At 42.9% G+C, this 13092-nt stretch carries 12 protein-coding genes; 7 read left to right on the forward strand and 5 right to left on the reverse strand.

The features are described from left to right. Positions 1-112: 112 nt before the first annotated feature. The 7 genes from lptD to L2748_RS01245 all read left to right on the forward strand — a co-directional run bounded on the left by lptD (position 113) and on the right by L2748_RS01245 (position 9179). Positions 113-2437 carry an LPS assembly protein LptD gene (lptD, locus tag L2748_RS01215; protein ID WP_220779276.1) on the forward strand — a complete coding sequence of 775 codons (2325 nt, stop codon included), beginning with the start codon at positions 113-115 and terminating at the stop codon, positions 2435-2437. A gap of 127 nt (positions 2438-2564) precedes the next feature. Then, positions 2565-3869, forward strand: a complete 1305-nt coding sequence (gene surA / locus L2748_RS01220; RefSeq protein WP_220779273.1) for a peptidylprolyl isomerase SurA — start codon at positions 2565-2567, stop codon at positions 3867-3869. Between the two features lie 5 nt (positions 3870-3874). Further along, entirely contained in the window at positions 3875-4858 is a 984-nt protein-coding gene (pdxA, locus tag L2748_RS01225) for a 4-hydroxythreonine-4-phosphate dehydrogenase PdxA (RefSeq protein WP_220779271.1), read from the forward strand. Positions 4859-4874: 16 nt separating this feature from the next. Further along, positions 4875-5678: a 16S rRNA (adenine(1518)-N(6)/adenine(1519)-N(6))-dimethyltransferase RsmA gene (gene rsmA / locus L2748_RS01230; RefSeq protein WP_220779269.1), complete on the forward strand. Its 804-nt coding sequence runs from the start codon at positions 4875-4877 to the stop codon at positions 5676-5678. Positions 5679-5833: 155 nt separating this feature from the next. Next, complete coding sequence (apaG, locus tag L2748_RS01235; RefSeq protein WP_220779267.1) at positions 5834-6214, forward strand: Co2+/Mg2+ efflux protein ApaG; 381 nt, start codon at positions 5834-5836, stop codon at positions 6212-6214. Positions 6215-6232: 18 nt separating this feature from the next. Next, positions 6233-7066, forward strand: a complete 834-nt coding sequence (locus tag L2748_RS01240) for a symmetrical bis(5'-nucleosyl)-tetraphosphatase (RefSeq protein WP_220779264.1) — start codon at positions 6233-6235, stop codon at positions 7064-7066. Positions 7067-7160: 94 nt separating this feature from the next. After that, on the forward strand, positions 7161-9179 hold the full coding sequence (locus L2748_RS01245; protein ID WP_220779249.1) for a methyl-accepting chemotaxis protein: 2019 nt from the start codon (positions 7161-7163) through the stop codon (positions 9177-9179). Between the two features lie 411 nt (positions 9180-9590). Here L2748_RS01245 and L2748_RS01250 read toward each other — a convergent pair whose 3' ends face one another. From L2748_RS01250 to cgtA, 5 genes are all read right to left on the reverse strand, one after another. Continuing rightward, positions 9591-9986, reverse strand: a complete 396-nt coding sequence (locus L2748_RS01250) for a DUF3718 domain-containing protein (protein ID WP_220778523.1) — start codon at positions 9984-9986, stop codon at positions 9591-9593. A 100-nt stretch (positions 9987-10086) separates the two neighbouring features. Continuing rightward, entirely contained in the window at positions 10087-10569 is a 483-nt protein-coding gene (folA, locus tag L2748_RS01255) for a type 3 dihydrofolate reductase (protein ID WP_220778525.1), read from the reverse strand. 94 nt (positions 10570-10663) lie between these two features. Further along, entirely contained in the window at positions 10664-11137 is a 474-nt protein-coding gene (locus tag L2748_RS01260) for a threonine/serine exporter family protein (RefSeq protein WP_220778527.1), read from the reverse strand. Continuing rightward, positions 11134-11895, reverse strand: coding sequence for a threonine/serine exporter family protein (locus tag L2748_RS01265; RefSeq protein WP_220778531.1), 762 nt, complete (start codon positions 11893-11895; stop codon positions 11134-11136). Before L2748_RS01265 ends, L2748_RS01260 begins: the two co-directional genes overlap by 4 nt. Before the next feature lie 28 nt (positions 11896-11923). Then, the gene (gene cgtA, locus L2748_RS01270) at positions 11924-13087 is read right to left on the reverse strand and encodes an Obg family GTPase CgtA (RefSeq protein ID WP_220778532.1); all 1164 of its coding nucleotides are present in this window, start codon (positions 13085-13087) and stop codon (positions 11924-11926) included. Between the last annotated feature and the right edge of the window lie 5 nt (positions 13088-13092).

The raw sequence follows: 13092 nt of genomic DNA on the forward strand, positions 1-13092 counted from the left end.
GGAAACAGCTAAGCGATTGAAAAAATTTATTTGGCTGGGTTGCCCAAGAAAGGGTCAACTTTTCACCTCTTTTCACCGTCCAGACTAAGAAATCATAATTAATTGACCTAAGATGCAGATCCGTTATTTTCTGGCCTTGAGCCTGCTTCCCCAATTAGTCTTAGCAGACGAAACCGAAACTGTGGCCTCATCAGGCGCACAGTGTGTTGTGGTTCCTCCCGTAAAGCCATACGTTCCGCTTTACGAGCTCAACACCCCAGCCGATCTTGCGCGTATTTACATTAGCTCTGATAGGTCTAAAGCCCAAATGGGACAAGAAGCGACCTTTTCCGGTAATGTGAACTTTAGTCAAGGTGGCCGTAATATCGCTGCCGACGAAGCAATATTAAACCAACAAGCAGAAGAGCTACACGCTAATGGCAACTTAGTCTTTCAAGATGAAATGTTTACCGTTACGGCCGATTCTCTCGTTGCCAAAATGCAAAGTAACAGCGCTAAGCTAAGCGGAGCCCAGTATTGGTTACATGGTCAACAAATCCATGGTGATGCAGAAACGTTAGAAATAACCAAAGAAAACAACTTACTGCTAGCTGGGACCAACTTCACAACCTGCCCGGGCGAAGATCCCGCGTGGCTGTTAGAAGCTGACCGTATCAAAATCGATAGCACCGAAGAATGGGGCGAGATTTGGGACGCTAAAATTAAGATAGCCGGTGTGCCCGTTATGTATGTGCCATACATGACCATTCCGGTTTCAGATAAACGTAAGTCAGGCTTCTTGTTTCCAACATTTAGCACTAGCACCACCAATGGTGTCGAAGTTGCCACGCCTTATTACTGGAATATTGCACCAGAGTATGATTTAACCTTTACGCCTAACTATATGTCAGCCCGCGGTCTATTTACCAAGACCGAATTTAGATACCTTGCAGGTGAAAAACAACAAGGCAAGCTGAACCTAGAATACCTAGGTAACGATGACAAACTGGTTGGTAGCCCAGACAGATACCTTTACCACTGGGAGCACCAAGGCGCGATTAATAAAAACTGGCGCGTTTTAGCTAACTACACTGACGTATCGGATAATAACTATTTCAATGATTTAAGCTCTGATGTACAACGTGCAACAGATAACCAATTAACCCGCATTGGTGAAATTGCTTATTTTGAACAAAACTGGGACATCAGCGCGCGTGTGCAAGATATCAAGGTACTTGGTGAGGAAGAAAAACCTTATCAAGTTATGCCACAGTTTGTATTTAACTATCGAGCGCCTGACTACTGGCAAGGCTTAGATTTTAACTTCAATAGTGAACTAACAAACTTTGAGCATCAAGATAGCGAATATTCCACTGCGACTCGTTTACACCTTGAGCCAAGTATTTCTTACCCAATACATGGCCCCGCAGGCTCTCTGACCAGCGAAGTTAAGTTATTACAAACTAACTACTGGCAAGATGATCGTTCAAACTTGATGGCCTCTGAACTCAGTGACACCGTCAATCGAACCTTGCCGCAGGTGCGTATTCATGGCCAAGTTAACTTTGAGCGTTTCACCGATTACTTTGATACCAACTATAGGCAAACATTGGAACCACAATTCCAATACCTTTATGTGGGTTATGAAGATCAATCAGATATCGGTATCTATGACACGGCATTGCTACAAGAGGATTATAACGGTCTGTTTAGGGATCGTCGCTTCTCAGGCTTAGACCGTATTGCAGATGCCAATCAGTTTACCTTAGGTTTAACCACCAAACTGTTTAACGAACAAAACCGTGAAGTGTTTAAATTTAGCCTAGGTCAAATCATCTATATCGAAGATAGTCGCGTTGGTATTAATGATATCAAAGGCAGTAACGATACGTTTGTTCAAGAAAATACATCAAATTCAGCTGTCGCAGCAGAATTAAGTACCCAACTGTATTCTGATTGGTTCTTAAGTGGTTCGATTCAATATGATGTTAAAGAGAGCGAAAACAAAAAAAGCGAAGTCACGGTCGACTATCGACCGGGTGAGAATAAGCTTTTACAAGCGAGTTATCGCTATGTACCTGATTTGCTTAATACCAACACCAATGAATCGGTTGATATAAAGCAGTTAGGCTTTCGTGGCGCCTGGCCTCTTAACGACAGTGTTTACCTTGTCGGCAATTGGTATTACGACCTTAATGAAAGCCGCGCGGTAGAAACCTATACCGGTTTTCAATATGAATCATGTTGCTGGGCAGTACGTTTGAGTTATCATTACCGCATTAAGACCAACTATATTGACGAAAATAATCCAGTACAGGATACTCGAGAGTTGTTCGAAAGTGGCTTCTACCTCAACTTTGTTGTCAAAGGACTCGGTGGTTCAGGCCCGTTAGGTGTGTCAGATATGCTGGATGAAGGTTTGTTTAACTACCGTAAACCACTTTATTTGAAGAATTAGCAAACAAATAACTTTAAAAAATGCTGAACCTAGCTAAAGACATGCAGTCAAAGCAGGACAAAAGAATCATTAGTGCGGTATGAAAATACCGTAAATGACACTCAATAAATGCCAAGGATTTTAGTGGATGAAACGCTGTAACCAATTAATTTTTGCCCTTTTTACTTTGGCAATGAGCCAGACTCTTCAAGCTGCACCGACGCCATTAGACCGCGTTACAGTGCAAATTAATGAAGGGATTATTTTAGAAAGTGAAGTTAGTGGAATGGTGCAAACCATTAAAGCTAATGCGAATAAGGCTGGTCAAAAGCTACCGTCAGACACGGCACTACGTACCCAGGTCATTGAACGCTTAATCTTAACTCGCCTGCAGTTACAGATGGCAGACCGAATTGGTTTACATATTGGTGACTTACAGCTAGACCAAACAATTGAAAATATTGCTAAAGAGCAAAATATTACTGTCGCGCAGATGAAAGCCCAAATCGAAAGCGAAGGCACAACTTTTGCGCAATACCGTGAACAGTTACGTGAAGAGATCACCCTAGGTGAAATTCAGCGCATTCAAGTTCAGCGTCGTATTCAAGTTTCGCCACAAGAAATCAATAACCTTGTAAAAATCATTAATGAACAAGGCCTTAAAGAAGTCGAATTCCAGATTGGCCACATTTTAATTGATGTACCAAGCGATGCAAACAGCCAGCAATTAGATGCTGCAAGTAAGCGTGCTGCTGCAGTACTAAAAAGATTACAAGACGGTGATGACTTTAGAAGTATCGCCATTGCCGCTTCATCAGGCCCTAAAGCACTTGAGGGGGGTATTTGGGATTACATGAACATCAACGAAATGCCAACTCTGTTTGCAGAAGTGGTAGGTGATGCTAAAACTGGTGATATAATAGGCCCAATCAAAAGTGGTTCTGGCTTACATATTATTAAAGTTATGGATGCTCGTGGCCTACAAACTAAAGAAGTTGATGAAGTTAAATCGCGTCACATTCTACTTAAGCCGTCACCAATTTTGTCTGAAGAACGTGCAAAGAGCATGATGGATAGATTCCTAGCTCAAGTAAAATCAGGTGAAGCCAAGTTTGAAGATTTAGCGCGTCAGTATTCAGAAGATCCTGGTTCTGCCGTAAAAGGTGGCGAACTCGGTTGGGCAGATCCAAGTATGTATGTACCCGCTTTCGCACAAGAGCTAAATAGCTTAGAAATTGGTGAGTACAGCGAGCCATTCCGTTCGACTCATGGCTGGCATATTGTCCAGTTAGAAGACAAACGTACAACAGACGCGACAGATCAATTTAATACTAACCGAGCTCACCAGTTAATATTCCGTCGTAAGTTTAATGAAGAACTACAAAACTGGTTAGACGAAATGCGCTCAGAAGCCTTTATCGATATTTTTGAGCCAGAAACAAACCGAGGTTAATACTATTGTCGACTAAACGAATAGCCATCACGCCGGGTGAACCGGCGGGTGTAGGCCCAGATTTAGTGATACAACTAGCTCAGCAGCCTTGGCCTGCTGAGCTAGTCGTTTGTGCTGATCCGAAATTATTACAATCTCGAGCAAAAAAACTTGGGCTACCTATTCAGTTGCGTCCCTATCAACCGAATCAACCGCCAAAAGCACAAGAGGCAGGCACACTAACAATTGTGCCCTTCTCACTGGAAGCGGAATCGCTCTGTGGCAAGCTCAATGAGCTTAATAGCGCCTATGTCGTCGAAACCCTGCGATTCGCAGGTGAAAAGAATATGGTTGGTGAGTTTGATGCCGTTGTGACAGGCCCTGTCCATAAAGGCATTATTAATCAAGCTGGGATCCCATTTAGCGGCCATACTGAATTTTTTGCCAATCAAGCAGGCTGTCAAGACGTCGTCATGATGCTAGCAGCACCAGGCTTGCAGGTCGCCTTAGTCACGACCCATATTCCGCTCGCCTATGTATCAAAGGCTATTACACGTGATCGCCTGCATCAAATAATCAAAATATTACACCGAGATTTAGTCGAAAAGTTTGCGATTGAATCACCGCGTATCTATGTGTGTGGTTTAAACCCTCATGCAGGAGAAGACGGTCACTTAGGTAGAGAAGAGATCGATATCATCTCCCCAGCACTCAATGAGCTGCGTGAGCTTGATATGGATATTGTTGGCCCTTTACCTGCGGACACCCTTTTCCAACCCAAATACCTAGAAGATGCTGACGTAGTACTGGCTATGTACCACGATCAGGGGCTTCCAGTACTAAAAGCTAGAGGATTTGGCAGTTCAGTCAATATCACCCTAGGATTACCCTATATAAGAACGTCGGTCGACCACGGTACGGCCCTAGAGCTTGCAGGCACAGGTACTGCAGATATCGGCAGCTTCGTCTGCGCATTAAATAAGGCCATTGATTTGGCTGCCAAGAATTAGTGATAAAAGTTACCTCATGAGCAATAAAGTACATTTAGGCCATACGGCCAGAAAGCGTTTTGGACAAAACTTCTTAACCGACGAGAACGTGATTAATCGCATCGTTGGCGCCATTTCACCTGATAACGATCATGTTATGGTTGAAATTGGTCCGGGCCTTGCCGCACTTACCGAGCCCGTAGCCAGTGGTATCGACCAATTAATCGTAGTTGAGCTAGACAAAGATCTTGTTGAACGTTTACAAACGCACCCAGTGCTTAAAGATAAGCTAGAGATCCATCAAGGTGATGCGCTTAAGTTTGACTTTAATCAGTTAGTACGTGAAGACAAACAGATGAAAGTATTTGGCAACTTGCCATACAACATCTCAACGCCGCTAATGTTTCACTTGTTTGAGTTTGCTCAACATATTGAGAACATGCACTTCATGTTACAAAAAGAGGTGGTTCTTCGTCTATCGGCAGCGCCAGGGACTAAGGCTTATGGTCGTTTGACCGTAATGGCTCAATACCATTGCCAGGTGATGCCAGTACTTGAAGTACCACCAGGGTGCTTCACGCCGCCACCAAAGGTTGATTCAGCAGTAGTACGTCTAGTGCCGTACAAAACTAAACCTTGGCCTTGTAAAGATGTTGAGTTGTTAAGAACCTTAACCACTACCGCCTTTAATATGCGTCGTAAAACGTTAAGAAATAACCTTAAGCAAATGCTATCTGATGAAGACTTTGCACAGTTAGGCATTGATCCGACATTACGACCAGAGCAAATCCGTGTCGACCAGTATGTCGCCATGGCTAACCACGTATTTGATAAGAAGTAACCTTCTATTCATTGACGAACTAAATAAGGGCATTAACTGCCCTTTTTTTATACTTTAACGGTAGACATTTACCTATTAATTATTCAAAACAGGCTTTAATATGAAGCCTACACTCGCGTAAACATCAGATTAAATTAAGCTTTTTAGGGGGCTATATGAGTCATTTAGCATCATCTGTCAGAGTTGACGTACAAACAGAATATATAGAAACCCAATCGTCTCCAGATGAAGATAAATACCTATTTAGCTATACAATCACCATACACAATCTTGGCGAAGAGAATGTCACGTTAAAGAGTCGTCATTGGTGTATTACCGATTCTAATGGTCAGAAAAGCGAAGTTCAGGGCGCTGGAGTGGTAGGGCAAACCCCAACGATAGCCCCCAATAGCAGCTACGAATATACCAGTGGCACAGTATTAGAAACGCCATTAGGTGTAATGGAGGGGCAATACACCATGATTAACCCTCTCGGCGAAGAATTTAAAGCGGCCATCCCTGCATTTAGACTTTCCATCCCCGGCCTGCTTCATTAAAAAGAAATATAGGAAAAAATGGCAAATTATTTTGTTGGTGATATCCAAGGCTGTTTTAAGGAACTCACCTTGCTACTGGACAAAGTAGCTTTTAATCCATCTAAAGACTGCTTATGGGCTGTTGGTGATTTAGTTGCAAGAGGACTAGGTTCATTAGAAACGCTGCGCTTTTTTAAGTCGCTTGAAGGTTCAACGAAAATCGTACTCGGCAATCACGATCTACACTTAATGGCTATTCATGGCAAATTAAAGCGCGCCAATCCGAAAGATCATTTAGACCAACTTCTCGCTGCCGACGATATTGATAACATTATTGATTGGCTAAGGCTGCAACCACTTTATCAAGAACTCACAGAACATAAGATTATTATGACCCACGCTGGTGTACCACCAGATTGGGATCTAGCCACTTTGCGACAACAAGCAGACTTTGTTAGCCAAACCTTGCAATCTGAGCACTATTTACAAAACTTAATCAGCCAGATGTACGGTAACGATATTGATAAGTTTAGCCACGAACTCACACCGCTTGAACAACAAATCTATTGTATTAACGCGCTGACCCGTATGCGCTATTTAACCAGTGAAGGCAACTTAGACTTTAATTGTAAGTCACCGCTACAAGACTGTAACCATGCAGATCTGCACCCATGGTTTAACCAAGGGTCAAAGTTACCTACCGACTATACCTTAGTATTTGGCCATTGGGCCGCCATTATGGGAATGACCAATTTGAAAAATCGCCTAGCACTTGATACAGGCTGTTGCTGGGGTGAGCATTTAACGCTTTGGCATCTAGAGTCAGACCAGAAAGTGACACAAACTAAATTAAAAGACGTTAAAGAAAGTTAAAAAAGAGTTAAACTATCGCTAAATTTGGTCGATATAATATACGACGCAAGACTAATGCTGTGCCTTTTATAAAAATAATAAAAATGGAGTGCTTATGAAGTTAAATGTAGCCACAAGAGTGATAGGTGGATTTACGGTTGTCACCTTATTATTGCTTGTACTAGGGGCCGCTTCTTGGTTCACCAATAATCAGCTCAAAACAAGTACCCAAACTCTACAGCAGTTAAGCCTACCAGCATTAGAGTCTAGCAATTTACTTTCGCAAACCATTGCTCAACAAGAAAAACAGATTCTTGTCGCTTACCATAATTCAAATGTCGCCGAGCTTGCCGTCATAAAAACAAACTTCTCAAAAGCAAGCTCCGACTTTAGTCGCGAACTAAACCAGCTTGGAGCCTTGGTTAATAATTCAGAATTTGACTCAGTAATACAAAAACTTGAAAGTCATTACACCCAATTTAATAAAGTCGGTAACGAAATGATGGCTTCCCATGAAGAAGCCCTTGCTACAAGCAAAAAAATTAACAGTAAGTACGACGACATTGAGTATGGAGCAGATGATACCGCTTCCTTGCTACTTGACTTGATTGACCTTGAGCTCAGCGACAACCCTGTAGAACAAGAGGTCGCCGCAACAGCAAGTAATTTAGATATCAGCTTTAGCAGTATTGTAAGCACGAGCTTTGATCTAAAAACCAGTACTGATAAAGCCAAGTTTGAAACGATTTCAAAAGAGCTTGATTACCTTATAAGTGACACAAAAAGTAAAGTAAATTACATCACCTCTCACTGGCAAGGTGTAGTTGAGACCAGCCTCATTGATGAAATCGTCGCTGAAGCAGATAACGTGTTTAATATGGCGAATGGGACTAACTCACTCATTACCTTAAAACGCAGTGAGATAACCCTAAATAACCGCGCATCGTCACTGCTCAAAGATGTTGAAGCCACTGCCAATAACGTGAATCAACAAATGAAGGCCTTAACAACCCACATCGAAACCACCTCAAATAAGATAAGTAGCGATGCCATTGCCAGTATTGATAGCGCCAGTATGCGAACCATTTTCCTGATGTTAGTCGCTATCGTTGTTGCTGTAGTCGTGAGTATTGCGGTTGTTAAACCTCTCACTCGCTCCCTAGATAAAGTAAACCATGCATTAAATGTACTTGCTTCAGGCGATCTCACTCATAAGCTCGATGATAGCGGTCATGATGAGTTTGCAAAGTTATCAGCAAACTGCAATAAGCTCGTTGATAGCTTAAGAGGATTGATTAAAGGGATCTTGGAACGTTCAGAGCAACTTGCTGCTGCAGCTGAAGAAACATCAGCCATAACAGCGCAAACAACTGTTGGGATACAAGAGCAAAAGAGCCAAGTCGATCAGGTTGCAACAGCGACGACCCAACTAAGCTCAAGCGCACAGCAAGTTACAGCGAGTGCCGACGAGGCATTAGATCAAATTAAAGCCGCCGATGATGAAAGTCAGCATATGCGCCTTATTGCCGATGAGAATAAACGGACAATTTTAGCCCTTGCAGATGAAGTATCCAAAGCTAGCGTCGTAATTAACAAAGTACACTCTGATAGTGCATCTATCGGCTCTATTCTTGACGTAATCCGCGGCATTGCCGAACAAACCAATTTACTCGCGCTTAACGCCGCGATTGAAGCCGCGCGCGCAGGTGAGCAAGGTCGAGGCTTTGCCGTGGTTGCAGATGAAGTCCGCAGCCTAGCATCTAGAACGCAAGACTCGACTCAAGAGATCCAGCAAATGATTGAAGTGCTACAACAAGGCACACAAGAAGCTGTTGCCGTTATGGACTTAGGGCAAACTCAAGCCAATTCATGCGTAGAGAAAACAGAGCAAGCCAATAATGCACTTGAGAGTATTAGTCATGCGGTCCACCGAGTACATGACTCTGGCACCCAAATAGCCCATGCTGCGCAGGAACAAAATTTAGTGAGCCAACAGGTATCTGAAAAGCTTGAGCATATTGCAGCTATTTCAGAGGAAACTTCGACTGGCGCAGATCAAACAGCACAATCTAGCCACCAAGTTGCTCAACTTGCTGAAGAGCTGCAAGCCTCAGTCAAAGAGTTCAAGGTATAATACCAATCAGTATAAGAATTTGATCAGCTCAGAACGATTTTTGGCAAACTAATTCAAGGCGAATAGCTGTAATAATGGCTATTCCCTTATAAATCTATTCAACGCAGAAGTAGGCAGCCAAAAACGTTCCAGACTGGCGAGTTTTAGCGATTCTGATGCTGTGTTAACGAACTTGAACGTAGAACAACTATGCCCTTCGCTCGTTGCCTTGCCTCAAAACCGCTAAACTCTCGCTGAGCGACTAAATGTTTATACTGATTGGTATAACCAATACTTATTAGAGTTAAGCAGTAAAAGAAAAAGGTGCTAAATGCACCTTTTTTACTGTCTGTAACTAGAATGAGTAAACCAAGGTGTAATCAACAGGCAAAAAAATACCGGGAATGTCCCGGTATTTTTATTAAATCAGGCTTAACCGCCAGCAATACGCGATTTAATCGCAGTGGTAATTTCACTACCACCGTGACCATTACTTTCTGCCCAAGCAACGATTGTATTGCCATCAGCCTCTGTAGAGCTCAAAGCTGCTGCAGGAAGACGTTTTGCTACAAAGGTACCAACCTTGTTAGAACCGCTCTTATAGGCAGTTCTCAGCAAGCTGTCACCATTACAAGATACGCCACTGTAAATATTACGTAGCTTTACGCGACTTTCTTTTAATTTTTTACGAAGACGATTTTTATCATCTGCTGCAACATAGTTACAAATATTGGCAGCCAATTGGTCTTGATTGGCAACAGCGTTAGATGAAATGGAAATTGAAGATGCCACAATTACTGCAGCGATGCTTAGAGGCAACAAGCGCATCAGTCACTCCTTATTTTTTTAGTTTTTATTTATTTGAAAAGTGGCGCTATCTAGTAGGCCTGCTTATCGTTTTAGGGGGTACTAAACAAACCTCTTGAATTTAACATTTTTTTACCAACTTGATAAAGCTATATTCAAGTTGTTTATCATTTTTAGCTACATCGACTGAAACTTGCTGCCAAGTACCATCATTCCACTCCGGAAAGTAGGTATCTCCTTCAACATCCAAAGCAATCTCAGTTAGGTATAAAATATCAGCTTGAGGAAGCAACATTTCATAAAGCTGCCCGCCGCCCATCACAACCAACTCTTCACACTCACCAGCAGCCTGTTTAGCAGACTCAAAACTGGTTACCGTAGTCACCCCATCTATTAGCAAATCAGCTTGGCGACTAATCACGATATTGTGGCGACCAGGCAAAGGACGGCCAATAGATTCATAGGTTTTGCGCCCCATAACCACCGGTTTACCTAATGTCATCGCCTTGAAATGGCGTAGATCTTCAGGAAGGTGCCATGGCATTTGATTATCTTTACCGATAACACGATTATTTGCCATTGCGGCAATCATAGCGATTTTCATTTTAACTTCCTTTTATTGTGATTGTTGAGTTCGAAAGACTGGCTGTGCGCAAGGTAAAAAAGGGCTTTGCTGCCTAGCAAAGAATTCAGCCTAACTATTTTATGACGGGACGTGAGCGGAAATACAGTAAACTCGGCATAGCAAGACCCACTGACAGTGCCCCTAAAATAAAGACGGTTTTCAGACCATTACTTACAACTTCATAGATAAGTTCAGGACTCATCTCCGCTTGTGCAGTAAGTTGTACTAAACCTATAACCGTATTAAAAGCATAAGTGCCTGGGATCATCGGGATAATAGCTGCAACGGCATACATTAGTGGCGGCGCAAGATGTTTACGTGCAAACGCGATGGTGACAACCCCCACTAGCGCCGCAGCCAAGAACGTCGCCCACTCAATTGGTAAACCAAAACTGAGCCACAGAGTACGACTGCCGTGTCCCAGAGCTGCTGCAAGGGCGCAATAAGGCAGGTAACGACTCGGTACATTAAATACCATTGCAAAACCTATGGCTGGAATAGCAGAGAATATCGCGTCGTTAAGCATGGTTAAGATAAGAGACATCATAAGAACAAGCCCCCTATCTGCATCGCAATCGTAATACCAATTACAGAAGCTACAGTCAGCAAAGTCGCGTGCCCCCAGCGAGAGATCCCTACATTAAGATGACCTTTAACCATATCGGATATAGCGTTAATCATGGGAAAACCGGGAACAAGCATTAATACACTTGCCGCCATTGGTAATTTTGGTGTTTCAGTTAAATCAAATTGATAGCCGGTTTGCGCGATAAGCGTGGTAACAAAAGCGGTCACACTAAAATTAAGCAATAAATTATAGTGGCGCTTGGCAATAGATAATCTAACGAACATCCCGGAGGCGGAGGCTAAAAAGGTAATCAAACATGCAGCGATATCGCCACCAAATAGATGACAAAAGCTCGCACATGACAAGCCAATCATAGGTACTACATATTTTGCGGGATAAGCTCTGGGACGGATTCTAGCGACACGCTTACGCACTTCATTTAGGCCATAGATGCCTTTTTCAGTTAATAAACAAATGCGTTGTAACTCGCAAACCACAGTCATATTAATGCCATGTTCACGAATACGTCGGGTAGTAGTGATACAACGACCGACAGAAAGGCTGGTTAACACTAATGAATTTGAAGAGATAGATATCTCGACACTTTCTAAACCTAAGGCGTGGCCTAGGCGCTGAGTGATCTCTTCAACAAGTTCAGATTCAGCGCCATAAGCTAAAAGAAGTTGAGCAACCCTAACGACTTGACGTGTAATGTCATTTTGCGTTGTAGCGTACACCTTATCTCAACTTCCCTTCTGCAAATAATTATCTTTGGTAGATAATCTCTACATCGTAATCATCTTCGTCGAAGTCATCATCAAAATCATCGTCAAAATCTTCATTGATAGAATCATTCGCATCTTGATGGTAGTTATCCCATTTAAACTCAACTTCAGCATCAGCATCAACTTCTTCTTCTGGAGGAAGTGAAGCGATAAAGTCTAATAGTTTAAGGGCTAACTCAGCTGTACCTTCGCGGTTATAAGCAGAAATAGTGTAAATATCACCTTCCCACTCTAACTCTTTAACAATACGGTCAATACGCTCTTGTAGCTCATCTTGTAGCATCAAGTCAGCTTTGTTGATGACTAACCAACGTGGCTTACCTGCAAGTTTAGGTGAATGCTTCTCAAGTTCACCAACAATCGCTCTAGCAGATTCAACAGGATCGCTACCATCGATAGGCTCAACGTCTAGAATGTGCAGTAATACGCGGCAACGTTCTAGATGCTTCAAGAACTGAACACCTAAGCCTGCACCGTCAGCAGCACCTTCGATAAGACCAGGAATATCGGCAATAACAAAGCTTTGACCCGGTCTTGGGTTAACCACACCTAAGTTAGGCACCAATGTTGTAAACGGGTAGTCTGCAACCTTTGGTTTAGCTTTAGATACTGAACGAATAAACGTTGATTTACCCGCATTTGGCATACCTAGCAAACCTACGTCTGCAAGTAATAATAGCTCTAGCTTAAGGCTACGAACTTCGCCATCTGTACCTAAGGTCTTTTGTCTTGGCGCGCGGTTAGTACTACTCTTAAAACGAGTATTACCTAAACCATGGAAACCACCTTTAGCCACAAGCAGTTTTTGCCCATGAGTGGTTAAGTCACCGAGTGACTCTTCAGTATCGTTATCGATAGCGCGAGTACCAACAGGTACTTTAAGGATAAGATCTGCACCGCCGTGACCAGTACAATCACGTCCGCGACCATTCTTACCGCGCTCAGCGATATGGAAGCGTTCAAACTGAAAAGTGATCAGTGTATTAAGGTTTTCATCAGCTTGCAGGTAAACACTGCCGCCGTCACCACCGTCACCACCGTCAGGACCACCATCCGGAACATATTTTTCGCGTCTAAAGCTAACGCAACCACTGCCACCATTTCCGGCTTCAACACGGATAATAGCTTCATCGACAAACTTCATACCAA

This window comes from Shewanella sairae, from assembly GCF_023283535.1.
Taxonomy (GTDB): Bacteria; Pseudomonadota; Gammaproteobacteria; order Enterobacterales; family Shewanellaceae; genus Shewanella; species Shewanella sairae.